This window comes from Nonomuraea sp. NPDC050394 (assembly GCF_044459065.1).
In the GTDB taxonomy this organism is placed as follows: Bacteria; Actinomycetota; Actinomycetes; order Streptosporangiales; family Streptosporangiaceae; genus Nonomuraea.
In genome coordinates this window covers 311,536-335,072 of the sequence record NZ_JBITIO010000005.1, presented here as the reverse complement: position 1 = coordinate 335,072, position 23,537 = coordinate 311,536, and the positions used below count along the sequence as shown (strand labels likewise).

The window sequence follows — 23,537 nt, the reverse complement described above, 5'->3', positions numbered from 1 at the left end:
GCGTGCTGCAGGAGGCGCTGACGAACGTGCGCAGGCACGCGCCCGGCGCGGCCTGGGTCGAGGCCGACCTGCGCGCCTACTCCGGCTCGGATCAGCGAGCAGGCTCCGAGAGCGGCAGCTCGCGCAACCAGCGAGGAGCCGTCGGGAGCGCGACCGTCGGCACGGTGCGGCTGCGGGTGCGCAACTTCGGCTCGGCCTCAGACCCCAGGGTGGCCCGGCTGGGTGGCGGCTTCGGCCTGGTCGGCATGGCCGAGCGGGTGGAGGCTCTGGGCGGCAGGCTCTTCGCCGGTCCCACGCCCGAGGGCTACTGGGAGGTGATCGCCGAGTTCCCGCTCGCCTGAGCGGAAGGCCTCGGTGAAGGCCCCGGCGTCCAGGCTCGTCCTGACGCGGGCGGTGATCCGGTCGACGTCGAGCCGCTCGCCGTCGGGCAGCGGGGCGCCCACCGACCTCCTCATGGCGGCGGCCGTACCCAGGTGGCGGGCGGCCTCCTCGGCGCGACCGGCCAGCGAGAGCGCGCCCGCCAGCCCTTCGAGCGCCAGCGCGACCGCGCGCGGGTCGCCGGTGGAGGTGGCGGCCGCGTAGCCCTCCTCCTGCCTGGCCAGCGCGGTCTCGGCGTCGCCCCGCTGCTCGGCGGCGAAGCCCAGCTCGGCCAGCGCGAACGCGATGCCCGGCGTGCCGCCGACCTGCCGCAACCAGGCGAACCACGGCAGCAGATAGTCCTCGGCGTCGGCGAAGCGGCCCTGGCGGCGCGCGCTGATCGCCAGCCCGATCACGGCGTGCTCCTCCGCGGACTTGACCGACTGCTCGACCGCCAGCGCGCGGGCCCGCTCGTGGTAGTCGTCGGCGCGCGCGTAGTCGCCTTCCAGCAGCGCCAGGCGGCCCAGCCCGGAGAGCTTGAACGGCGAGGCGATGCCCAGCTCCCCCGCCAGGCGTAGCTGCTCCTCGCGCAGCCCGGCGGCCCGCGCGTAATCGCCGCGGATCTCGGCGGCCAGGTCGAGCGCGTCCATGGCCTCGGCCTGACCCCAGCGGTCGCCGAGCTCGCGGAAGATCTCCAGGCTGCGGGCGCCGTCACGCTCCATGGCCGCCAGGTCGCCGCGGCCCACCGCCAGTCTGGCCCGCAGCGCGAGCGCGGCGGCCACGCCCCAGCGCTCGCCCATCGCGCCGAACGCCGTCAGCGCCTTCTCCACCTGGTCGTCGTGGACGGAGAAGCCGCCGTAGGCCCAGGCCACGTGGCTGAGGAACCAGTCGTGCAGGGCCCGTCCCCGCGGATCCAGATCCGCGTAGGGCACCGCCTCCGCCGGCTCGCCGATCACCTTGGTGAACCCGGCCAGCCACATGGCCGCCATCGCGCTCTCCTCCGAGGCTCCGCCCCTGGTCAGCGCGTAGGCCAGCGACCTGCGCGCCTCGCCCAGCCGCCCGCGCAGGAACCAGTACCAGGCCATCGCGTTCACCAGCCGCAGCGGCTCGGGCCCCTCAAGCGCCAGCCGCAGGTTGCCGCTCTCCTGGTCGAGCCGTTCCAGGCAGTCGCGCTGGCCGTGCCCGCGCAGGTCGGCGCGCTCGGCCAGGGCCGTGTAGTAGCGCGCGTGCCGTTCCCTGACCAGCTCGTACTCACCGGCCTCCCGCAGCCGCTCCACCCCATAGGCCGCCACCGACTCCAGCAGCCGGAACCGCGGCCCCGCGGTGACCAGCGAGCGGTCGACCAGCCTGGCCAGCAGGTCGAGCACGTCGAGGCCCGGCTCCGCGCACACCTGCTCCGCCGCCTCCAGCGTGCACCCGTCGGCGTGTACGGCCAGCCGCCGCAACACCAGCCGCTCCGGCTCGCTCAGCAGGTCCCAGCTCCAGTCGATCATCGCCCGGAGCGTCCGCTGCCGCGCCGGCGCGTCCCGCATCCCGGTGCTGAGCAGCCGGAACCGGTCGTCCAGCCGCCTGGCCAGCTCGTCGGCCCCGAGGGCCCGCACCCGCGTCGCGGCCAGCTCCAGCGCCAGCGGGATGCCGTCCAGCCTGCGGCAGATCGTGCGTACCGCCGGGCCCGGCTCGATGCCCGCCCGCGCCGCGAACAGGGCCACCGCGTCGTCCTCGGCCAGCGGCGGCACCACGTGGACGCGCTCCCCGGTCACGCCCAGCGGCTCCTGGCTCGTGGCCAGCACGCCTAGCTCCGGCGCCGCCTTCAGCAGGACGGCCGCCAGGTGGGCCACCGGCTCGATCAGATGCTCGCAGTTGTCCAGCACGAGCAGCGCCCGCCTGCCGCCCAGCGCCCGCGCGATCCGCTGCTCCAGCGGCTGCGAGGAGTCGTCGCGCACCCCGGCCACCGCCGCCAGCACGTCGGCCGGCCGGGTGGTGCCGGTGAGCTCGGCGAGGTACACGCGCTCGGTGCGGCGGCGGGCCACCTCCAGGGCGAGGCTGGTCTTGCCCACGCCGCCGGGGCCGGTCAGCGTGACCAGCCGGTCGCGGCCGAGCCGGGCGGCGACCTCGGCGAGCTGGTCGTCCCTGCCGACCAGCGGGGCCAGGGCGGCGGGCAGGCGCGGGGGCACGGGGCGGTCGTCGCGGGCTCCGGGGTCACGGCGCACCGTCTCCGGGCGCGGGCCAGGCTCTTGGCGCACCGTCCTCGCGCGCAGCTCGGGGTCCTGGCGGAGGATCTTGGTGTGTAGCTCGGCCAGCTCCGGCGACGGGTCGAGGCCCAGCTCTCCGGCCAGCCTCTCGCGCAGGTCGGCGTACGTGGCCAGGGCCTCGCTCTGGCGGCCCTGGTGGTACAGGGCGCGCATGTGCACGGCTCTCAGCCGCTCGCGCAGGGGGTGCTCGGCCACCAGGCCGGCCACCTCGACCGGCTCGCCGAGGGCCAGCCGTACCTCGGACAGCTCTTCGACGGCGGCCAGGCGCAGCTCTTCCAGGCGCGTGATCGCGGGCCTGGCGAAGTCGAGGTCGGCCACGTCGGCGTAGGCGGGGCCGCGCCACAACGCCAGCGCCCGGCCCAGCTCGGCCGCGCGTTCGTGCGGCGGGACGGCGCGGCGGGCGAGCAGTTCCTCGAAGCGGGCCGCGTCGACCCGCTCGGCGACGATCCGGTAGCCGCCGGGGCCGCGCACGACCAGGCCGGGATCGCCCAGGGCGCGCCTGAGCTGCGAGACGCGGGCCTGCAACGTGCCGGTCGGGTTGCGCGACGGGCGCTCGCCCCACAGGTCGTCGATCAGCCGGTCCGCCGAGACCGGGTGGCCCCCGTGCACGAGCAGATCGGCCAGGAGCGCGCGCACCTTGGGCTCGGCCACGTGCAGCGGCTCACCGTCGTCGCCCCACACCGCGAGCGGTCCCAGCACCCCGAATCTCACCACGTACCGATTAAACCCGTAGCGGGCCCGTGGAGATTCCGTAGCGGCTTCTCGCAGGGTGAAGCCATGACGACTCAGGTGACAGTGATCGGCCTCGGGCCGATGGGCGCCCAGATGGCGCGGACGTTTCTCAAGGCCGGCTTCGAGGTGACCGTGTGGAACAGGACGGCCGCCAAGGCCGATCCTCTGGTGGCACTCGGCGCCAGGCGGGCCGAGCGGCCCACCGGCGACCTCATGGTGATCAGCCAGCTTGAATACCAGGCGATGTACGACAGCCTCGACGGCGTGGACCTCGACGGCAAGGTGCTGGTCAACCTCAGCTCCGACACCCCCGCCAAGCTGCGGGAGGCCGCGGCGTGGGTGGCGGGGCGCGGCGGTGTGCTGATCACGGCGGGGATCATGGTGCCGCCGCCCGGCATCGGCGAGCCGGGCTCCTTCGCCTTCTACAGCGGGCCGCGCGAGGTGCTCGACCGGCACTCCGCGACGCTCGCGGCGCTGGGCGAGGTGGTCCACGTGGGCGCGGACGAGGGCCTGGCGATGATGTTCTACCAGTCGCAGCTGTACGTGTTCTGGTCCACGCTGACCGCGTACATGTACTCCGCCGCGCTCCTCGGCAGCGCCGGGGTGAAGGCGGCCGAGATCGTGCCCTTCTTCCAGGGGCTCGTGGGCTCGCTGGCGGGCGACGGGCCGATGGGCTTCCTGAAGATCCTCAGCGAGGAGATCGACGCCGGCGTCTACCCGGGCGCGGAGAACAGCCTGCACATGCAGGCCGTCGGCATGGAACACGCCCTGCACGCCTTCCGCGACGCCGGGCTGGACACCTCCATGCCGGCGGCGCTGAAGGAGCTGTTCGCGCGCACGGACCGGGAAGGGCACGGCGCCGACGGCCTCGGCGCCGTGATCGAATCGATCAAGAAGCCCTAGTGCGCGGAGTTGGCCAGGAAGGCGAGCAGGTCCTGCCGGGTGAGCAGCCCGGCGGGCTTGCCGTCTTCCAGGACCACCGCGGCGTCCGCCTTCTCCAGCGCCTCGACCGCCCGCGCCACCGGCTCGCCGCCGCCGATCGTGGGCAGCGGCTGCGACATGTGCTCGGCGATCGGGTCGTCGGCCCTGAGCCGGCCGCGGTAGAGCGCCTCCAGCAGGTCGCGTTCCACGATCGAGCCGACCACCTCGGCCGCCATGACCGGCGGCTCCTCCTTCATGACCGGCAGCTGTGACACCGAGTACTCGCGCATGATCGCGATCGCCTCGCCGACCGACTCGTGCGGGTGCACGTGCACGAACTCCGGCAGCCCCGCGCCCTTGCGGGCCAGCACGTCGGCCACGAGCCCCTCGTCGGAGGAGGTGGTCAGGAAGCCGTAGTCGGCCATCCAGTCGTCGTTGAAGATCTTCGACAGGTAGCCGCGGCCGCCGTCGGGCAGCAGCACGGCCACGATGTCCGTGGGAGCGGCCTTGGCCGCCACGCGCAGCGCCGCCACCACCGCCATCCCGCACGAACCGCCCACCAGCAGCCCCTCCTCGCGGGCCAGGCGGCGGGTCATGTTGAAGGACTCCTTGTCGGAGACCGCGATGATCTCGTCGCAGATCGTGGTGTCGTAGGTGGCCGGCCAGATGTCCTCGCCCACCCCTTCCACCAGGTACGGCCGGCCCGTCCCCCCGGAGTACACCGAGCCCTCGGGATCGGCACCGATGATCTTCACCCGGCCGCCGGAGACCTCCTTGAGGTAGCGGCCGGTGCCGCTGATCGTGCCGCCCGTGCCCACGCCCGCCACGAAGTGGGTGATCCGGCCGTCGGTCTGCTCCCACAGCTCCGGCCCCGTGGAGTGGTAGTGGGAGTCGGGGTTGTTCTCGTTGGAGTACTGGTCGGGCTTCCAGGCGTTGGGAATCTCCCTGGCCAGCCGGTCGGAGACCGAGTAGTAGGACTCGGGGTGGTCGGGCGAGACGGCCGTCGGGCAGACCACGACGTCGGCGCCATAGGCGCGCAGCACGGCGATCTTGTCCTGGGCGACCTTGTCGGGGACCACGAAGACGCACCGGTAGCCCTTGGTCTGGGCCACGATGGCCAGGCCGACGCCGGTGTTGCCCGAGGTCGGCTCCACGATCGTGCCGCCGGGGCGCAGCGCTCCCGACCGCTCGGCGGCCTCGATCATGCGTACGGCGATGCGGTCCTTGACCGATCCGCCGGGGTTGAAGTACTCGACCTTGGCGAGCACCTGGGCAGGCAGTCCCGCGGATACCTTGTGCAGCCGGACGAGCGGGGTGTTCCCCATGAGCTCGACCAGGGAATCGTAAACGCGCACCGAGGTGTTCACCTTCTTTACCGAAGCTTGGTCAGCTTGCCGGGCGCCGAGATCCCCAGGGGGTGGCGGGCGCTCGGCTAGTTTCAGACAAACGCTACCGCCAGTGGGGTCGAGGGGGGCACGCTACGTGATCTGGACACCGGGGGTGGCGCGGGCGGCGCGGAAGATCGCGGCCGCTGCCGCGCTCGGAGGCGGCGGGCTGACGGCCCTGGGAGCCACGGCCTACGGGCTTCTGATGGCGGAGAGCCTGGTCGCGCGCAAGGTGATCGGCCGTCCGCACGGCATGGAGGGCCCGCCGTCCGACGGCGTGTACGGGGACTTCTCCGGCGAGCCCGTGCGGCTCGTCATGCTCGGCGACTCGACCTCCGTCGGGCTCGGCATGACCGACCCGGCCAGGACGCCGGGGGTGCTGCTCGCCCACGGCCTGGCCGCCGTGGCCGAGCGCCCGGTGCGGCTGGACGTCTTCGGCCGTTCCGGGGCGCCCTCCGCCGACCTGGGCGAGCAGGTGGACCAGGCGCTGCGGGTGCGGCCAGAGATCGCGGTGGTCTTCGTGGGCGCCAACGACGTCACCACCCAGACGCCGCCGGCGGTGGCGGTGCGGCACCTGTCCAAGGCGGTGCGCCGGCTGCGCGAGGCGGGGGCGGAGGTGGTCGTGGGAACCTGCCCGGACCTGGGGACCGTACGCCCGCTGGCGCAGCCGTTGCGCTGGGTCACCCGGCGGTGGAGCCGCCAGCTCGCCGCCGCGCAGACGGTGGCCGTGGTCGAGGCGGGCGGCAGGACGGTCGCGTTCGCCGACATCCTCGGCCCGGAATTCGCAACAAACCCGGGCGAAATGTTCGGACCGGATCGTTTCCATCCATCTGACCGAGGTTACGCCCAGGCCGCTTACGCGGTGCTACCTTCTGTATGCGCTGCGTTGGCGTTGTGGCCCGAGCCGCGACCCGTCCGTGGCGAAGGACTGCAACCGATCTACCTTGCGGCGGCCACGGCCGCGGAGGAACCCGGAACCGAGGTCAGCGCGACCCGGGTCGCCGGGCGGGCGACCGGCCCCTACGGAAAGTGGGTGACGTTGTTCCGCCGGCGACTGGGAGAGCTGCTCAACGACGCCTGACCCCGGTCACCCTCCGAGGCCGAGCCGCCACGCCCCGTCCCCACTGGAGATGGATAGCCTCGTGCTCCGACCTCTCACGAAACCGGCCCTCGCCCTCGCCGTACTCGCCGCCACCGGCTGTTCCGGCAGCGACGCGGCCACCGCCGAATTCCCCACGTGGCACAACACCGACGTCAACGCCGTCAGCCGGATGGCCGCCGCCGCGGGCGTCGTCACGACCACCTCCATGAAGCCGGACGGCAACCTTGAGACCGTCGCACTCGACCAGAAGTCCGGCAAGAAGCTGTGGCAGTACCCGGCCACCATGGCCGGACGCCTGCCCGGCATGGGCGTCTCCGCCCCCGCGATCGTGCCCGCCGCCGACGGCCGCCCCGTGGTCGTCGCACTCGACCCGGCCAAGAAGTCCCGCTGGAACGCCACCCTCATCGCCCGCGACGGGCGCACCGGCCAGCAGAAGTGGGCCAGGCCCGTGCACTCGACGTTCGGGCCGCAGCGCTGCGGGCCGTACATCTGCCTGTCGGAGCACACCGCGCTGAGCGGCGCCCGCGTCGTCGTGCTCGAACCGGTCACCGGCAAGACCATGTGGAAGCTGCCCGGCCTCGCCGAGGTCGAGTGGTCGGACGCCAACCGGGTCCTGCTGCTCAGGCTCGCGGCCAACCCCATGATCGAGTCCTACGAGCTCAAGACCGGCAAGCTCCAGTGGCAGCAGCCTTTGGAGCAGGCGCTCGGCCCCGGCATCGACATGTCGGGCGGCTGGGCCTTCGGCGCCACCGGCGACAACCTCACCGGATACATCGCCCCCTACACCGACCCGCGCACCAAGAAGGTCTCCACGTTCGGGCTGTTCTCCATGCGGATCAGCGACGGCAGCATCAACTGGATGCGGCCCTCGGTCGTCCGCGTCTACCCGAGCGGCAACCCCGGCTTCGCCCCCGTCGTCCGCCCGGTCGACCAGCAGGGCGCCTATGGCGGATTCGCCCGCCTCGACTCCGACAGCGGCCGCGTCGTCGGCCAGATCACCGCCACCCAGGTGCCCGGCTCCGGCTGGTGGCTGGCCTTCCCCGACCGCATGGACAAGCTCGGCTTCCTCAAGCACAACACCAAGGGCACCGCCTACGACCTGGCCTCGGGCAAACCGCTGCCGATCGAGGACGAGACCGGCTGGAGCTTCTGCGTCACCGACCCCAAGCCGCTGCCGTTGCGCGGGCAGGCGCCGGGCTTCTACTCGGTGGCCGCGGTCTGCGAGTACGACCTGGCGGCCGGCAAGCGCGTCCCCGGCTCGTCCGCACCGCCGTCCTGGTTCACCGGCAGCCAGGAGGGCTGGCGCATGTGGCGCGACGAGAAGGGCGCCATGCACGGCGTCAACGACGGCACCCCCAACGCGCCCGGCATGTACGGATAGTGCCCAGGGGCCGGTTCCGGGACCGGCCCCCACATCGGTTGGGTAAGGTCGCACGCATGAGACGACTCCCGGCCGTTCTCGTCGCGGTCGTTCTCGCCTCCGGCTGCGGCACCATCCAGGAGGCAGGAGCCATCCTCAACGCGACGGAGGCCTGCGACGAGGCGACCAAGGTCGCCGACGACCTCCTGTCGAAGATCCCCGGCCTGGCGGGCGATCCCCCCGAGCTGGACAAGACCGTGGACGCGGCGGCGGAGCGGCTGAAGAACATCGGCGTCGAGTCCGGCAACGCCGCGCTCAACGACGCGCTGAGCGCCCTGTCCCGCTCCTACCAGGAGATCGAGGTCACCGACGTTCCCGCCGCCATCCAGAAGATCCGCTCGGAGACCACCGGCTCGCTCCAGGTCATCACCCGGGCCTGCGGCAACTGACGTCCCCGCTCAACGCGGGCGGCCGGCGGGCTGGAACCTGAAGGACACGGGGTGTGGTTTTCCCCAGGCGAACCGGATGGCGTACCTCATGGGAGCGACGCCCACCCGCTCGTAGCGTTTCCGGCCATGAAGACACTGTTGATCGCCGCCCTCGCCCTCACCACCGCCACGCCCGCCGACGAGGTCCAGGGCATGCTGGACAAGCTTGTCGCCGAGAACAAGGCCACGGCCGCGCTGATCCGGGTGGAGAACAAGGCGGGCAGCCGGACCGCCGCGGCGGGCACCAGAAGCCTCGGATCGCCGGCACCGGCCAGGGCGGACGGGCATTTCCGGATCGGGAGCGTCACCAAGACGTTCGCCGCCACCGTGATCATGCAGCTCGTGGACGAGGGCAAGGTCCGGCTGGACGCGCCGGTCTCCACCTACCTGGGCGAGCAGGTCAAGAGCTCCGCCACGGTACGGCAGGTGCTCAACCACACCAGCGGGCTCTACGACTACATGCACGAAGCCGGGTACTCCACCAACCGCTGGCGTGGCAAGGACCGGTTCCGGCACTACACGCCGGCCGAACTGCTGAAGGTCGCGGACAGGGGCGAGCACACCGAGCCGGGCAAGGCCTGGTCGTACTCGAACACCAACTACGTGGTCGCCGGAATGATCATCGAGAAGGTGACCGGCCGTCCCTACGGCAAGGAGGTGGAGCGGCGGATCCTGCGGCCGCTCGGGCTGACGCGGACGTCGGTGCCCGGTGACCGGCCGGGCGTGCCGTACCCGCACGCTCGCGGTTACGAGCCCGTGGACGGAAAGATGGTCGACGCGACCAGGATGAACCCGTCCCTGGACGGCGCGGCCGGCGAGATGATCTCCACCACCCGCGACCTCAACCGCTTCACCAAGGCGCTGCTGACCGGCGAGCTCACCAGCAAGAAGTCGCTGGCGGCGATGCGAACCACCGAGGACACCAAGGCCGGGTTCGGCTACGGCCTGGGCCTGCAGAAGTACCCGCTGCCCTGCGGCAAGGCGGCGTGGGGGCACAGCGGCGAGCTGATCGGCTACCTGACCTTCAGCTTCACCACCGACGACGGCGCCACGATGACGCTCTCGCTGAACCCCGGCACCGAGAAGGCCTCCACCGCGGACCTGTTCGGCATCGCCGCCAAGGCCCTCTGCTGAGAGGTCATTCCGACTGAAATATAGTTCTGGGGAATGCCAACCGAGGAGGGGCTCCCATGCCTGAGGCTGTCATCGTCGCGACCGCACGCTCGCCGATCGGCCGTGCCTTCAAAGGGTCGTTGAAGGACATCCGTCCCGACGACCTGACCGTGCAGATGATCAAGGCGGCACTGGCCAAGGTGCCGCAGCTCGACCCGGCAACGATCGACGACATCATGCTGGGCTGCGGTCTGCCCGGCGGCGAGCAGGGCTTCAACATGGCCCGTGTCGTGTCGGTGATGCTCGGCCTGGACACCGTGCCCGGCACCACCATCACGCGCTACTGCTCCTCCTCGCTCCAAACCACCCGGATGGCCTTCCACGCGATCAAGGCGGGCGAAGGCGACGTGTTCGTCTCGGCGGGCGTCGAGACGGTCTCGCGCTTCGTCAACGGCAACTCCGACTCGGTGCCGTGGCCCCAGGACACCGAGCAGCCCCGGCCCAAGCTCGAAAACTCGATCTTCGACCAGGCCCGCGCCAGGACCGCCACGTTCGCCGCCGGCGGCCAGACCTGGGAGGACCCGCGCCACCACGGCACGGTCCCGGACATCTATATCGCCATGGGACAGACCGCCGAGAACCTGGCCCAGCTCAAGGGCATCAGCCGCCGCGAACAGGACGAGTTCGGCGTCCGCTCCCAGAACCTCGCCGAGAAGGCACTGGCCGACGGCTTCTGGCAGAAGGACATCACGCCCGTCACGCTCCCCGACGGCAGCGTCGTCAGCAAGGACGACGGCCCGCGCGCCGGCACCACCTACGAGGCGGTCTCCGGCCTCAAGCCCGTCTTCCGCCCCGACGGCACCGTGACCGCGGGCAACTGCTGCCCCCTCAACGACGGCGCCGCCGCGGTGATCGTCATGAGCGACACCAAGGCCGCCGAACTGGGCATCACCCCGCTGGCCCGCATCGTCTCCACCGGCGTCACGGGCCTGTCCCCCGAGATCATGGGCCTGGGGCCGGTGGAGGCGTCCAAGATGGCGCTGACGCGCGCCGGGATGGCCATCGAGGACGTCGACCTGGTCGAGATCAACGAGGCGTTCGCGGCCCAGGTGATCCCTTCGTACCAGGACCTCGGCATCGACCTGGCCCGCCTCAACGTCAACGGCGGCGCCATCGCGGTCGGCCACCCGTTCGGCATGACCGGCGCCCGCATCACCTCCACCCTGATCAACAGCCTCCAGCACCACGACAAGTCCATCGGCCTCGAAACCATGTGCGTCGGCGGCGGCCAGGGCATGGCAATGCTCCTCGAGCGCCTCTCGTAGCTCTTCTGTTCTTTTGGATCCGTCACGGCCTTTGGATCCGTTACGGCGAAGCCACCCCCACGCCACCCGCCGCCGTCGGCGGGCGCCGATCGTGGGGGTCGCTTCTCACGTCGGACGTGGTCCCCGCCGCAACGGCCCACGCGAGCCGACACCCACGGTCCCGTGACCCGACACCCACGGCCCCGTGACCCGACACCCACGGCCCCGTGACCCGACACCCACGGCCCCGTGACCCGACACCCACGGCCCCGTGACCCGACACCCACGGCCTCGTGACCCGGTGCCCACGGTCACGGCTCTGACCAGCCGATCGCCCCGTGTTCGCGGCCCTGGTCGCCCCGCGCCGCCCAGCCCGCGCGCCAAGCACAGCGCCGGGAAACCCCACACGTCGAGGCCGGGGCGTGGGCCGACCCCCGAGCGTGGGCCGACTCCTCGGGCGTGGGGTGGCTCGCGGTGGGGGTTAGCCGTGGGTGTCGGGGCCGGCTTTGGTCAGGGTGATGCGGGCTACTACGCGTTGGTCGCGGACCATGGCGGAGCGGTAGTCGTCCCAGTCGGGGTGTTCGCCGGAGATGTCGCGGTAATAGGTGATCAGGTGGTCCATCGCGTCCGGTAGCGGGATGATCTCCGCTTGGCCCTCGATCTGGACCCAGTCGCCATAGAAACTGTCCGAGAACACGCACAGGGCGACGTTGGGGTCGCGGCGCATGTTGCGGGTCTTGGCGGCGGTCTCGCGGGTGCTGACGACGGCGTGCCCGTCCGCGTCCACGCCCACGGTCACCGGGGACATCTGCGGGCGCCCGTCGCGGTGCCGGGTGAGGAGGACGGCGCGGTGGTGGCCGCGGAGGAAGTCGCGTGCCTTGTTCAGGTCCATGGATACATGATCGCGCGTGGCACGTGCGCGCGCCCGTACCGGTGGCACGGGCGCGAAGGTTGGGGTTCGGGCTCTCTAGATGAAGCCCATCCGGTTACGGCGGTGCCGCTCGTGCTCGAACACGATCGCGGCGGCGTAGCCGTGGGTCAGCCCGTGCTCGTCGGCAAGCCAGTTGGCCCGCTCGTCGCACCTGAGGAAAGCCGGGCCGTTGTCGATCGCTTGGAACCACTCTGGGAGTTCGCGCCCCGTTATAGACGGGACCCTGGCGATGAGCTTTGTTTGCGTCTCCGGTGAGTGGTTCAAGGACATGGGCACCTCCACGGATTCGGGTCCTTTGCTTGACACTGCAACACGAGGTCGTGAAGTGCAACCCCCAAATCGGAAGCGTTTTGTGACTTTGTGGTCGCACACAGAGAAGGCCCCGCCGGGCGGCGGGGCCTTCAATGATCGGCTGTGACCTGGTCGATCAGTCGTCGCCGCTGAAGTAGCTCATGAAGCGGAGCACCTCGAGGTAGATCCAGACGAGGCTCAGCGTCAGGCCGAAGACGCACTGCCACGCGAACTTCTCCGGAGCGCCCTGCTTGACGCCCTGCTCGATGGAGTCGAAGTCGAGCAGGAGGAAGAAGCAGCCGAGCAGGATCATCGCGGCGCTGAAGATGATGCCGATCGGGCTGTCGGTGCGCAGGCCGAGGCCGCCCGGCATGAAGAACGCGGCGATCCAGTTGACCAGGATCAGGCCGAGCGCGCCGATCGCCGCGGCGACGACGAACCTGACCAGCTTCGGTGTGACCCGGACGATGCGCAACGTGTAGACGGCCAGGACGCCCAGGAAGGCCATCATGGTGCCGATCACGGCGTTGAGCACGATGCCCGGGAAACGCTGCTCGAAGATGCTGCTGAGCGCGCCCAGGAACACACCCTCGAAGACCGCGTAGCCCAGGATGAGCGCCGGGTTGGTGCTCATCTTGAAGGACGCGACCAGGCCGAGGACCAGCGCGATGATCGCCGAGACCACCGCCACCGCGATGGGCACCTCGAGGATCCACGCGGCGCCCGCGGACGCGACCAGCACACCGAGCGTGATGAAGCCGCGGATGACGACGTCATCGAGGGTCATCGTCCGGTATGCGGGGCTGGCCGGCGGGGCGTACGACGGCTGGTTGTACATGTCCTGCAGGTCCTGCGGCGTCGCCGACGGGCCTGCCCAACCTTGCCCTTGGGTACTTCGGGACTTGCTGAAGACGGGGTTCTTGCTTTGCATCGCTGCCTCCACGCTGCGACCAGTGCGGTCAGCCTAAGGGACCGAGCGTCGCAGAGGTCAACTCCCGCTCGGATCTATGTGCTTTCGAGATTTCAATAACGAGTGGAGGGCGGGCGGAGTTCCCGGGTTCACTGGAGGTCGTGAGCGTTCCGCGTGACTACGACGTCAACCCGCGCAGGTTCGCGCTGGGCTCCCGCTCGCCCGCCGCCCGCGCCCTCTACGTACGGCTGGCCGAGCGCCTGCGCCCGTTCGCCAGGGTGCTGGACGTCGGCTGCGGCGACGGGAATCTGCGGGCCGAGTCGCCCCAGGTGGTCGGCCTGGACGGGTCGATGACCATGCTGCGCGCGCATCCGGCGCCCCGGGTTCTGGGTGAGGCGGCGGCGCTGCCGTTCCGTGACGGGAGTTTCGACGCCGTCACGGCGGTGAACATGCTCTACCACCTCGCAGACCCGCTCCTCGCCATCCGCGAGGCGCGGCGGGTTCTGCGGCCGGGCGGACTGTTCGTGGCCGTCACCCCCAGCCGCGCCGACTCCCCGGAACTGGCCGGGGTCTGGCGGCCCGCGGCGACCACGTTCGACGCCGAGGAGGCGCCCGCTCTCGTGGGCGAGGTCTTCGAGCGGGTGGAGGTCGAGTCGTGGGACGCCCCGTTGGTCACGCTCGGCGATCGGGCGGCGGTGCGCGACTACCTCGTGGCCCGCTTCGTCGGCCCGGCGGACGCCGAGGAGCGGGCCTCCCGGGTACGCACCCCGCTGACGCTGACGAAGCGCGGCGCTTACGTATATGGGAGTTCTTAATTACACAGAGAATTCACCCGGCGTGTCTTTGCAGGTCAGAGGCTGGAAATGGGCGGTGCCCCCGGCGGGATTCGAACCCGCACTACAACCCTTTTAAGGGGTTTGCCTCTGCCATTGGGCTACGGGGGCGCCGCAATCATACGAAAGGGACCATGCCTCCGAGGAGCACAACTTTGTATCAGGCGTCACAACTGTGAGGTCTGCGGTGAAGTGATAGCACTCCGGGCACTCTGTCCAGGAACAGCAGACCGTCCAGATGGTCCAGTTGGTGCTGAATACACCGGGCTTCGAAGGCATCGGCTTCGATGGTGACGAACTCCCCCGAACCCGGCAGGACGCCCTCGACGACGATGCGGGTCGCGCGGGAAACGTCGCCGGTCAGACCCGCTATCGAGGCGCAGCCCTCGCGGCCGTCCTCCCATCGGGAAGCCTCGGTCAGCCTCGGATTGACCAGAACGGTCTCGCCCGCGGCCGAACGGCTGCGCGGGTGGCGGCGGGCGTCGAAGGCGATGATGCGCCAGGAGAGCCCGATCTGCGGGGCGGCCAGTCCGGCGCCGGAAGGCTCCTTACGGAGCGTGGCCAGCAGGTCTCCGGCCGCGTTCAGCACGGCGGGATCGGCCGGTTCGACCGGCTCCGCCGTACGCGACAAGGACGGGTGCGGCGCCCGCAGGATCTCCCTGACCGCACCCTCGCCGACGATCACCACACACCCCGGCGGGTCGGAAACGCGGCACGGACCGGCACTGTGGCCTCCAGTGGTGGGTGGGCGGCGCTGGAATCCCCGTCTTCACAGCAGATCCGGTTCCATGGGACGGAAGGTGATCTCCGAGTCGAGCCCCGAGCCCACGGCGGCCAGGCGGCGCATGAGCCCGGCCACGTCCACCTCGGCGGGCAGGTCGACGTCGGCGATGAGCACGTAGAGGCGGCCCGTGAGGCGGGTGCTCATGCCGGTGATGTTGCCGCCGACCGAGGCGAGCACGGCGCTGACGGCCGAGATGATGCCCGGCCGGTCGGGGCCGTGGACGGTCAGGACGTAGCCGATGCCGGTGCCGGGGCAGCCGAAGTCGCGCCTGGCCTCGACCGCCGAGACCGTCACCACCAGCTCGGGCTGCGACAGGTGACGGGTCAGCTCCCTCGTGTCGAGCTCCCCCGAGACGAGCAGCATCATCGCCACGTGACCGCCCAGGAGGGTCATCGTGGAGTCCTGGATGTTCGCACCGCACTCGGCGAGCGCCCCTGACACCGCCGCGATCACGCCGGGCCTGTCGACGCCGAGCACGGTCACCGCTGAGAGCCCCAACCCAGGATCTCCTTCTCGATCACGCCTTAGCGGCGCATGGTCGCCACCGCGGCCCTGAACCCGTCACGCGGGTGCTCCATCTCGCCCAGCGAGATCGTCTCGCGCTTGAAGAAGAGCGCGAGAGTCCAGTCGACGACGACGCGGACCTTGCGGTTCAGCGTGGGCACCCGGGACAGATGGTAGGTGCGGTGCATGAACCATGCAGGGAATCCGCGAAGCTTGACCCCATAGACGTTGGCGACACCCTGGTGAAGGCCGAGTCCGGCGACCGATCCGACGTACTTGTGGCGGTATTCGACCAGTTCCTGCCCGCGCAGGCTGCGCACGACGTTGTCGGCCAGGACCTTGGCCTGGCGGACCGCGTGCTGGGCGTTGGGCGCGCAGTACTCGCCCGGGTTGGTCACGTCGGGCACGCCGGCGGAGTCACCGGCGGCGAAGGCGTCACGGACGCCGGCGACCGTGAGCATCGTGGTGGCCTTGATCCGGCCGCGCTCGTCGACCGGGAGGCCGCCTTCGGCCACGATCGGGCTGGGCTTGACGCCGGCCGTCCACACGAGCGTCTCGGCGTCGAACTCGGTGCCGTCCGAGAGCACCACGTGGCCGTCCACGCAGGATTCCAGGCGCGTCTCCAGCTTCACCTCGATGCCGCGCTCGCGCAGCTGCTCCAGCGTCCACTTGCCCATCTCGGGGCCGACCTCGGGCAGCACCCGGGCGGTCGCCTCGACGAGCACCCAGCGGATGTCGGCGGCCTTGATGTTGCGGTAGTAGCGGGTCGAGTGCTTGGCCATGTCCTCCAGCTCGGCCAGGGCCTCCACTCCGGCGAAGCCGGCGCCGACCACGACGAAGGTGAGCGCCCGGCGGCGTACCTCGGGGTCCTCGCTCGACTCGGCCACGTCCAGCAGGTGCAGGACGCGGTTGCGCAGCGCGATGGCCTCGCCGACGGTCTTGAAGCCGATGCCGATGTCGGTCAGGCCGGGGATCGGGAGCGTACGCGAGATCGAGCCCGCGGCCATGACGATGACGTCGTAGGCGATCTCGCGGGGCGCGCCCTCCGGAGGCTGGAAGGTGACGGTGCGCTCGCCGTGGTCGACCTTGGTGACGCGCCCGTTGAGTATGCGCACCTTGGGCAGCACCCGCCGCAGCGGGGCGACCACGTGCCGGGGCGAGAGGTTGCCCGCGGCGGCCTCGGGGAGGAACGGCTGGTAGGTCATGTAGGAGTTGGGGTCGATGATCGAGACGCGCACGCTGCCGTCGCGCAGCTCCCTGCGGAACTTGCGCTGCAGCCGAAGCGCGGTGTACAGGCCGACGTATCCGCCGCCGACAATCAAGATGTGCTTGTTCATCTTGAAGCCCCATCCCTCGTGGAATGCTTGTGAAAGCATTCACAAGCTTACGCCGACGGCTCGGGAAAACGCCAATCCCCTGGACATGGCACGCGTCACACCGACAGTTCGCGGGCCCTGGCGAAGACGTCGTCCAGCATTTCCGCGGTGACCCTGCCGGTGAAAGTGTTCTGCTGGCTGGGGTGATAAGTTCCGAGCAGCGTGACCGGCGTCTCGCCATATGAGACCTTCACCTCGACGCCGTGCCCGAACGCCGGCCGGGGGCGCGGCAGCACGTATCCGGCCTCGCGCAACGCCGGCCACATCGCCTGCCAGGCGAACCCTCCCAGCGCCACCACGACCCGCACGCTCGGCGCGCACAACGCCATCTCTCGGGCCAGCCAGGGGAGGCAGGCGTCCCGCTCCCCGGTCGTCGGCTTGTTCTCCGGCGGGGCGCAGCGCACCGCCGCCATCATCCGCGCGCCGATGAGCTCCTGCCCGTCGCCCGCGTGCGTGCTGGTCTCCCGTACGGCCAGCCCCACCCGATACAGCGAGGCGAACAACCAGTCGCCGCTGCGGTCCCCCGTGAAGATGCGCCCCGTCCTGTTGCCCCCGTGTGCCGCAGGCGCCAGCCCTACCAGCAGCACGCGCGGCTCGGCCGAGCCCCACCCGGCGATCGGGCGCCCCCAGTACGTCTCGGTCGCGAACGCGCGCCGCCGCACCTCGGCGACTTCCTCCCGCCAGGCCACCAGACGGGGGCACGCGCGGCAGACCGACTGCCTGGCGGCGAGCTCCGTGAGGGTGCCGCTGGTGGCGGCGAGGCGGCGCACGTCCGCGGGATCGCGGGCGACCGGCGTCTCGGCCGTGGCCGGGTCGCCGGGCCAGCCGGTGCCAGGAGGTACGAAGCTCATGACACCGATGGTGCCCGATCACCGGCGATCGGGCGGGCCTTCAGCGGCTCCTGGAGGGGCTGGGCGTGCTCGTGGGCGGTTCTGACGGGCTCGGCTCTCCCTTGGCGGACTCCGACGGCTCCTCCGAGGGGCGCGGCGCCTCCGACGCGGTCGCGCCCGGCTCGGGGGTCCTGAAGGACGCGCACGGGCGCGTCGTCGGCGATCCCGCGGCCTGGCCGCTGTCCCCGTCGAACTGGATCTCCGGGTCCTCCTCGATCAGCGGCAGCGGGAAGCGGTTGAGCACCGGCTCGCCGCAACTGCGGTCCACGCGGTAGCCGAAGCGGTCCGGGCTGGTGGTGATCGGCTGGCCGTCCTGGTCGTAGAGCAGGACGTCGGACAGCGGGGTGCCGTCCTTGGCGTAGGGCTTGATGTTGTAGACGGTGTCGCCGAACGCGGCGGGCTCCATCGCCACCGGCCCGTTCATCGTGTAGGCCACGTGCTCGTCCCGCGCGCCCCAGGTCGACGCGGTCGCCAGGCCGCCCAGGATCACGATGGCGACCAGGGCGTTGGCCGCGATGGTGAAGCCGCGCTGGACCCGGCCGGAGGCGTGCCTGCCGTACCAGATGGAGCCGAGGATCGCCCCGATCACCAGCAGGAGGTCCACCGGGGCGCCCGGCACGAGCCGGACGGGCCCGATCACCGAGACCGCGCCCATGGCGGCCGCGTAGCCGCGCAGGACCCACCACCCCGGCCGCAACTGCGGCATGAAGGCGGCGACCTCCTGGTAGGCCGACTGGCGGCGCAGCCACGCCAGCGCGAGGGCGAGCCTGCGACGCTCGCGCGGGCTCTGTGGGCGGCCCCCGTAGGCGGCCACGAGCTCCTCCGCGTAGGCCCCGGGCGGGCCGAGCCGCTCTTCGAGCGGCAGTTCCGACTCCTCCGCGATCTCCGCGAGGTGGTCGTCGAGGTCTTCGAGGAGCTCGTCCCGATCGGGGTGATCGGCCAGAGCCTCGCGTACGGCTTGCGCGTACTGGGCCGGGGTCATCGTGCGCTCCCCTCCGTGAGCAGGTTCGCCATCGTGGCGGAGAAGGTGGTCCAGGTCTTGGCCTGCGCCGCGTACATGTCGCGGCCGACCTCGTTCAGCCCGTAGTACTTGCGGTGCGGGCCCTCGTCCGAGGCGACCACGTAGGAGTTGAGCGCGCCGGCCTTGAACAGGCGGCGCAGCGTGCCGTATACGGAGGCGTCGCCGACCTCGTCGAGCCCGGCGTCCCTGAGCCTGCGCACGACGTCGTAGCCGTATCCGTCGCGCTCGCCGAGCACGGCGAGCACCGCCAGGTCCAGCACGCCCTTGAGGAGCTGGCTGTTATCCACGCGATGCACACTACTGTGCAATGCGTAATAGTGGCAACAAGAAACCGGGCGGCGCCACGATGGGCGCCGCCCGGCCTCAGATCAATCCTGGTTCTCCCGGTTCGCGCTCAGCGATCAGAGCTTGGGAGCCTCAGGGGTCTTGCTGTCCGTGGGCGTCGGCGTCGGAGCCGGCGTCGACAGGCAGCCCACGTAGCGGTCGGCGGAGGAGTCGCTGTTGTTCGGCCCGGAGACCGACAACGTGATGACGCCACCGTCGCGCGCGGCACCCGTCAGGGCGTGGTCCGGCAGGGAGACCCGCTCAGAACCGCCGTGGTAGCCGAAGTAGGCGGTGCCACGGTGAACGGTGCTGCCGTTGACCGACCACGAGTACTCGACGCGGGCACGGCCGGTGGAGCTGACGGTGCCGGAAGCGTCGACCCTGCAGGCGGTCTGGTTGGTGACCGCGGAGACGTTCGAGGCGGAGACCTTCACCGCCGGAGCCTCGTCCTTGCACCACACCTTGTAGTAGGCGCGGTTGGAGGACGTGTGGTCCGGGCCGAGGATCTCCAGAACGGCGGAGCCGCGGTGGCTGTACTTCGGCGAGAAGCCGAAGTAGACCTTGCGGGCGTCCCAGACCTTGATCTTGCCGTAGTCGACGACGTGACCGTTGAGGACCCAGCGGTAACGGACCCAGGTCGGGTCGGAAACCCTGATCAGGCCAACAAAGTCGATCTTGTCGCCGGGGGTGCAGGAACCGACGTAGCTGTCGGGGCTCGCCCAAGCGCGCGCCCAGACCTGCGGGTCCTTGTCAGTACGGACCGGGCCCTTGTGGCAGTTGACGTCGAAGTAACCCTTGCGGGACGTCACCTTCCGCGGGCTCAGGACCTGGAGGGCTTCCCAGCCCCGGACATCCTCGTCGAAGTCGATGCTCGTCTTGACGTTGATGTACTTGGTGCCCTTGCCGACCTTGACGGTCTTCACGCCGCTCTTGGAGCCGTCGCCGTGCAGCCACCGGTACGAGACCTTGGTGGCCTTGGGCGAGGAAACCTTGATACGGGACGTGACATCGACCTGAACAGGACAGGCACCCTCGTAGGAACGAGGGTTGGCCTTGGGCGTCGAAACCGACACCTTGGCCTTGGAGGAGGTCACCTTGGCGCCGGCCGTGGTGGCCTTGCTCGCCGACGCGGTCGAGGCCGCGGATGCCGGGGTGGCCATAAGACCCGACACCATGGCGGCCAGCACGGCGGTGGTGGCGCCGAGCGCCGCCACCCTCCGCGCCAACACAGTGGACTTCATCTGAGAGTGCTCCATTCCGTGAGGAACTAGATGCGCTCGGGAACGGTCGCCACGTCGTCACTATCTGCGCACGACAATATGGCAAAGCCCCCGTAAAGCTTCCTTACTTAAGCACAGATCAGATTGCAGTCACAATACGAATCAAGCCCGGTAACGTACCGATTTCGCGACCTTATCGGGCGACCGACCACGCAATTCCGTCGAGGATGTCGTGCTCTGAGACGATGACCTGCGAAAATGCGAACCGCCTCAGGACACGATCCAGTATCAGCGCGCCGACCCCGATGACGTCGGCCCTGCCGGGGTGCATCACCGGCACGGCAAGACGATCACCATGCGTCATCGAAAGAAGTCTGCGGGTTACTTCGTGAACCTGTCCGGCGGAAATCCGGGAGTGGTGAATTTTATCCGAGTCATATGTCGGCAGGTCGAAAGCCATACCGGCGAGCGTTGTCACCGAACCCGCGAGGCCGACCAAAGTCCGCGCCTTCTGAACCGGTACAGATTCCGTCACCCGATCCAGTGCCGCCTCGATATCGGCCACCGCGGATTCGAGTTCGGCGGCCGTCGGCGGATCGTTCCTGACGTAACGCTCGGTCAGCCGTACGCTGCCGACGTCGACCGAGATCGCCCCCTCGACCCGGTCATCGCCCACCACGAACTCCGTCGAGCCGCCCCCGATGTCCAGCACCAGGTACGGCGGGCTCGCCCCCGCCTCCGGCGAGAGCCCGGCCAGGCCCCTGGTCGCGCCGGTGAAGGAGAGCGTGGCCTCCTCGTCCCCGGAGACCACCTCGGGATCGACGCCGAAGATCTCGCGCACGCCCTCGGCGAACTCCTGCCGGTTGGCCGCGTCCCGCGTGGCGCTCGTGGCCACCACCCGCGTCTCCTCGGCGGCGTGGTGGTCGATCAGCTCGCGGTAGCGGCGCATGGCGGTGAACGTGCGCCGCAGCGCCTGCGGCGCCAGCCGGCCGGTCCGGTCGACGTCCTCGCCCAGGCGGACGATCTCCATCAGCCGTTCGAGCTCGCGCAGCGAGTCTCCGGCCACGTCGGCGATCAGCAGGCGCACCGAGTTGGTGCCGCAGTCGACGGCGGCCACGCGCGTGCTCATACGCACGGGCCGTCCTTCCACCACTCGCCGAGCGCGCCGAGCGCCTCTTCGCCGAACGGGTTGCCGCCCGGCACCGCCAGCTCGTGCGCCACCAGCGCGTGCAGGCACTTGACCCGCAGCGGCATCCCGCCCGTGCTCTGCATGTCGCGCGGCAGCGGCTCCATGTCCTCGTCCTCGGCGGCCTTGTCACGCCGGGCGATGTAGTCCTCGTGGGCGGCCTGGTAGGCGGCCGCCAGCTCGGGGTCATCCGCCAGCCTCGCCTGCATCTCGCGCATCAGGCCGGAGCCTTCGAGCGTGCCGATGGCAGAGGTCGCCTTGGGGCAGGTCAGGTAGTAGAGCGTGGGGAACGGCGTGCCGTCGGGCAGCCGCGGCGCGGTCTCCACCACGTCGGGGTTGCCGCAGGGACAGCGGTGCGCCACCGAGCGCACGCCCCTCGGCGGGCGGCCGAGCTGCCGGGTGACCGCGTCGATGTCGCTACTTTCCACTCTGATGATCCCTAATGGTCTTCTCCCCGGTGGGCGCCTTCTGCCCCTTGCCGGTGTCGGCAGCCTCGATGGACTCCCACAACGTCTGGTACCACGGCGGCAGGTCCGCCTGCTCCTGCGCCGCCACCTTCTGCGGGCGCGCGTCCGGCCGCGTCACCACGTAGCACTTCTCGCCGGGGCCGCAGTAGTGCAGCCGCTCCTTGGCGGTGCGCTTGGCCCAGTTGGGGTCGCTGATCCGCCTGGACTCCTCGGCCAGCGCCTGCCGCTCGGCCTCGACCCGGGCCTTCTGTTCCTCAAGCTCGGCGATGTTGCGCCGGTTCGCGACGTACTCGCGCACCGGATAGGCCAGGCTCATCGCGATCGCGCACACCACCACCGCGAGGATGGCGGCCCGTCCGGTCAGCTGCGGTCTCTTCGCCAATGCGTCCCTCCCGGGCTGTCGGGCCGTGCCGGTACGGCCGGCGTCCGCCGTGGACGCCGGCCGTACCCGAAACTAGCGCTGGAAGCGCGGGAACGCCGCGCGACCCGCGTAACGGGCGGCGTCGTCGAGGAGTTCCTCGATGCGCAGCAGCTGGTTGTACTTGGCGACCCGGTCGGAGCGGGCGGGCGCGCCGGTCTTGATCTGGCCGCAGTTCACGGCGACGGCGAGGTCGGCGATGGTGGTGTCCTCGGTCTCGCCGGAGCGGTGGCTCATCATGCACTTGTAGCCGTTGCGGTGGGCCAGGTCGACCGCGTCGAGGGTCTCGGACAGGGTGCCGATCTGGTTGACCTTGACCAGCAGCGCGTTGGCCGAGCCCTCGCGGATGCCGCGCTCCAGGCGCTCGGGGTTGGTCACGAACAGGTCGTCGCCGACGAGCTGCACCTTGTCGCCGAGAGCGGTGGTGATGGCCTTCCAGCCCTCCCAGTCCTCCTCGTTCAGCGGGTCCTCGATGGAGACCAGCGGGTAGCCGGCGACCAGGTCCTCGTAGAAGGCGATCAGCTCGGCAGCCGACAGGCCCTTGCCGTCGATGGTGTAGACGCCGTCCTTGTGGAACTCGGAGGCGGCCACGTCGAGCGCCAGCCCGATGTCCTCGCCCGGCGTGTAGCCGGCCTTCTCGATGGCGACCAGGATGAGGTCGAGCGCGTCGCGGTTGGAGGGCAGGTTGGGGGCGAAGCCGCCCTCGTCGCCCAGGCCGGTGGCGTAGCCCTTCTCCTTCAGCACGCCCTTGAGCGCGTGGTAGACCTCGGTGCCCATGCGCACGGCCTCTTTGAAGCTCGACGCGCCGATCGGGGCGATCATGAACTCCTGGATGTCCACGTTGGTGTCGGCGTGGGCGCCGCCGTTGAGGATGTTCATCATCGGGACGGGCAGCACGTGCGCGTTGGGGCCGCCCACGTAGCGGAAGAGCGGCAGCTCGGCGCTGTCGGCGGCGGCCTTGGCCACGGCCAGCGAGACGCCCAGGATGGCGTTGGCGCCCAGCTTGGACTTGTTGGGCGTGCCGTCCAGGTCGATCATGATCTGGTCGATGATCCGCTGGTCCTCGGCCTCGACGCCGTGCACCTCGTCGAAGATCTCGTCGGTGACCGCGAGCACGGCCTTCTCGACGCCCTTGCCGAGGTAACGCTCGCCGCCGTCACGCAGCTCGACGGCCTCGAACTGGCCGGTGGACGCGCCGCTGGGCACCGCCGCGCGGCCGGTGCTGCCGTCGTCGAGCACCACCTCGACCTCAACGGTGGGGTTACCACGAGAGTCGAGGATCTCGCGGGCGTAGACGACCTCGATGGTAGCCACGTCAAAGCTCCTAGAGTCGAAGGGCAGTTCGCTCCCAGAGCCTATCGAGGTCTA

General features: G+C 70.6%; 23 protein-coding genes and 1 tRNA gene. 7 read left to right on the top strand and 17 right to left on the bottom strand.

Annotation, left to right across the window (positions count from 1 at the left end):
* Nucleotides 1–197: 197 nt before the first annotated feature.
* Nucleotides 198–3,323, bottom strand: a complete 3,126-nt coding sequence (locus ACIBKY_RS22455) for a BTAD domain-containing putative transcriptional regulator (protein WP_397098975.1) — start codon at nt 3,321–3,323, stop codon at nt 198–200.
* A 63-nt stretch (nt 3,324–3,386) separates the two neighbouring features.
* Between ACIBKY_RS22455 and ACIBKY_RS22450 the strand changes: the two genes are divergently transcribed.
* Nucleotides 3,387–4,244, top strand: coding sequence for an NAD(P)-dependent oxidoreductase (locus ACIBKY_RS22450; RefSeq protein ID WP_397098973.1), 858 nt, complete (start codon nt 3,387–3,389; stop codon nt 4,242–4,244).
* Here the strand turns inward: ACIBKY_RS22450 and ACIBKY_RS22445 are convergent.
* Nucleotides 4,241–5,617: a cystathionine beta-synthase gene (locus tag ACIBKY_RS22445; RefSeq protein ID WP_397098971.1), complete on the bottom strand. Its 1,377-nt coding sequence runs from the start codon at nt 5,615–5,617 to the stop codon at nt 4,241–4,243. The genes ACIBKY_RS22450 and ACIBKY_RS22445 overlap by 4 nt on opposite strands.
* Nucleotides 5,618–5,744: 127 nt before the next feature.
* Between ACIBKY_RS22445 and ACIBKY_RS22440 the strand changes: the two genes are divergently transcribed.
* The 5 genes from ACIBKY_RS22440 to ACIBKY_RS22420 all read left to right on the top strand — a co-directional run bounded on the left by ACIBKY_RS22440 (nt 5,745) and on the right by ACIBKY_RS22420 (nt 11,035).
* Entirely contained in the window at nt 5,745–6,728 is a 984-nt protein-coding gene (locus ACIBKY_RS22440; protein WP_397098969.1) for an SGNH/GDSL hydrolase family protein, read from the top strand.
* Nucleotides 6,729–6,789: 61 nt separating this feature from the next.
* Nucleotides 6,790–8,130: a PQQ-binding-like beta-propeller repeat protein gene (locus ACIBKY_RS22435; protein WP_397098967.1), complete on the top strand. Its 1,341-nt coding sequence runs from the start codon at nt 6,790–6,792 to the stop codon at nt 8,128–8,130.
* A gap of 56 nt (nt 8,131–8,186) precedes the next feature.
* Nucleotides 8,187–8,558, top strand: coding sequence for a hypothetical protein (locus tag ACIBKY_RS22430; protein WP_397098965.1), 372 nt, complete (start codon nt 8,187–8,189; stop codon nt 8,556–8,558).
* A gap of 126 nt (nt 8,559–8,684) precedes the next feature.
* Nucleotides 8,685–9,731: a serine hydrolase domain-containing protein gene (locus tag ACIBKY_RS22425; protein WP_397098963.1), complete on the top strand. Its 1,047-nt coding sequence runs from the start codon at nt 8,685–8,687 to the stop codon at nt 9,729–9,731.
* 56 nt (nt 9,732–9,787) lie between these two features.
* Nucleotides 9,788–11,035: an acetyl-CoA C-acetyltransferase gene (locus ACIBKY_RS22420; RefSeq protein ID WP_397098961.1), complete on the top strand. Its 1,248-nt coding sequence runs from the start codon at nt 9,788–9,790 to the stop codon at nt 11,033–11,035.
* A gap of 460 nt (nt 11,036–11,495) precedes the next feature.
* On the opposite strand, the gene ACIBKY_RS22415 is transcribed toward ACIBKY_RS22420, so the two are convergent.
* The 3 genes from ACIBKY_RS22415 to ACIBKY_RS22405 form a co-directional block, all read right to left on the bottom strand.
* A complete protein-coding gene (locus tag ACIBKY_RS22415) occupies nt 11,496–11,906 on the bottom strand; it encodes a PPOX class F420-dependent oxidoreductase (RefSeq protein ID WP_397098959.1) in 411 nt (136 codons plus the stop codon).
* Nucleotides 11,907–11,981: 75 nt separating this feature from the next.
* Complete coding sequence (locus ACIBKY_RS22410; RefSeq protein ID WP_184967573.1) at nt 11,982–12,215, bottom strand: DUF4287 domain-containing protein; 234 nt, start codon at nt 12,213–12,215, stop codon at nt 11,982–11,984.
* Between the two features lie 157 nt (nt 12,216–12,372).
* Entirely contained in the window at nt 12,373–13,167 is a 795-nt protein-coding gene (locus ACIBKY_RS22405; RefSeq protein ID WP_397098957.1) for a Bax inhibitor-1/YccA family protein, read from the bottom strand.
* Between the two features lie 140 nt (nt 13,168–13,307).
* On the opposite strand from ACIBKY_RS22405, the gene ACIBKY_RS22400 reads away from it, so the two are divergent.
* Entirely contained in the window at nt 13,308–13,961 is a 654-nt protein-coding gene (locus tag ACIBKY_RS22400; protein WP_397098955.1) for a class I SAM-dependent methyltransferase, read from the top strand.
* A gap of 56 nt (nt 13,962–14,017) precedes the next feature.
* Here the strand turns inward: ACIBKY_RS22400 and ACIBKY_RS22395 are convergent.
* The 12 genes from ACIBKY_RS22395 to eno all read right to left on the bottom strand — a co-directional run bounded on the left by ACIBKY_RS22395 (nt 14,018) and on the right by eno (nt 23,483).
* Nucleotides 14,018–14,090 (bottom strand) — tRNA-Leu (locus tag ACIBKY_RS22395).
* A 49-nt stretch (nt 14,091–14,139) separates the two neighbouring features.
* Entirely contained in the window at nt 14,140–14,664 is a 525-nt protein-coding gene (gene def / locus ACIBKY_RS22390; RefSeq protein ID WP_397098953.1) for a peptide deformylase, read from the bottom strand.
* Nucleotides 14,665–14,748: 84 nt separating this feature from the next.
* Nucleotides 14,749–15,261 (bottom strand): glycine cleavage system protein R, encoded by a 513-nt coding sequence (locus ACIBKY_RS22385; protein WP_379610776.1) that lies wholly within the window; start codon nt 15,259–15,261, stop codon nt 14,749–14,751.
* 26 nt (nt 15,262–15,287) lie between these two features.
* Nucleotides 15,288–16,604, bottom strand: coding sequence for an NAD(P)/FAD-dependent oxidoreductase (locus tag ACIBKY_RS22380; RefSeq protein WP_397098951.1), 1,317 nt, complete (start codon nt 16,602–16,604; stop codon nt 15,288–15,290).
* Nucleotides 16,605–16,699: 95 nt separating this feature from the next.
* Nucleotides 16,700–17,494, bottom strand: a complete 795-nt coding sequence (locus tag ACIBKY_RS22375) for a uracil-DNA glycosylase (RefSeq protein ID WP_397098949.1) — start codon at nt 17,492–17,494, stop codon at nt 16,700–16,702.
* Nucleotides 17,495–17,534: 40 nt separating this feature from the next.
* Nucleotides 17,535–18,515 carry a hypothetical protein gene (locus tag ACIBKY_RS22370; RefSeq protein ID WP_397098947.1) on the bottom strand — a complete coding sequence of 327 codons (981 nt, stop codon included), beginning with the start codon at nt 18,513–18,515 and terminating at the stop codon, nt 17,535–17,537.
* A complete protein-coding gene (locus ACIBKY_RS22365) occupies nt 18,512–18,841 on the bottom strand; it encodes a PadR family transcriptional regulator (protein WP_379637640.1) in 330 nt (109 codons plus the stop codon). The genes ACIBKY_RS22370 and ACIBKY_RS22365 overlap by 4 nt, the downstream gene beginning before the upstream one ends.
* 114 nt (nt 18,842–18,955) lie before the next feature.
* Complete coding sequence (locus ACIBKY_RS22360; RefSeq protein ID WP_397098945.1) at nt 18,956–20,119, bottom strand: hypothetical protein; 1,164 nt, start codon at nt 20,117–20,119, stop codon at nt 18,956–18,958.
* Nucleotides 20,120–20,291: 172 nt separating this feature from the next.
* Complete coding sequence (locus ACIBKY_RS22355; RefSeq protein WP_397098943.1) at nt 20,292–21,227, bottom strand: exopolyphosphatase; 936 nt, start codon at nt 21,225–21,227, stop codon at nt 20,292–20,294.
* Nucleotides 21,224–21,712, bottom strand: a complete 489-nt coding sequence (locus ACIBKY_RS22350; protein ID WP_397098941.1) for a DUF501 domain-containing protein — start codon at nt 21,710–21,712, stop codon at nt 21,224–21,226. The genes ACIBKY_RS22355 and ACIBKY_RS22350 overlap by 4 nt, the downstream gene beginning before the upstream one ends.
* Nucleotides 21,702–22,133: a septum formation initiator family protein gene (locus ACIBKY_RS22345; protein WP_397098940.1), complete on the bottom strand. Its 432-nt coding sequence runs from the start codon at nt 22,131–22,133 to the stop codon at nt 21,702–21,704. The genes ACIBKY_RS22350 and ACIBKY_RS22345 overlap by 11 nt, the downstream gene beginning before the upstream one ends.
* Before the next feature lie 72 nt (nt 22,134–22,205).
* Entirely contained in the window at nt 22,206–23,483 is a 1,278-nt protein-coding gene (gene eno / locus ACIBKY_RS22340) for a phosphopyruvate hydratase (RefSeq protein WP_397098938.1), read from the bottom strand.
* Nucleotides 23,484–23,537: the final 54 nt, after the last annotated feature.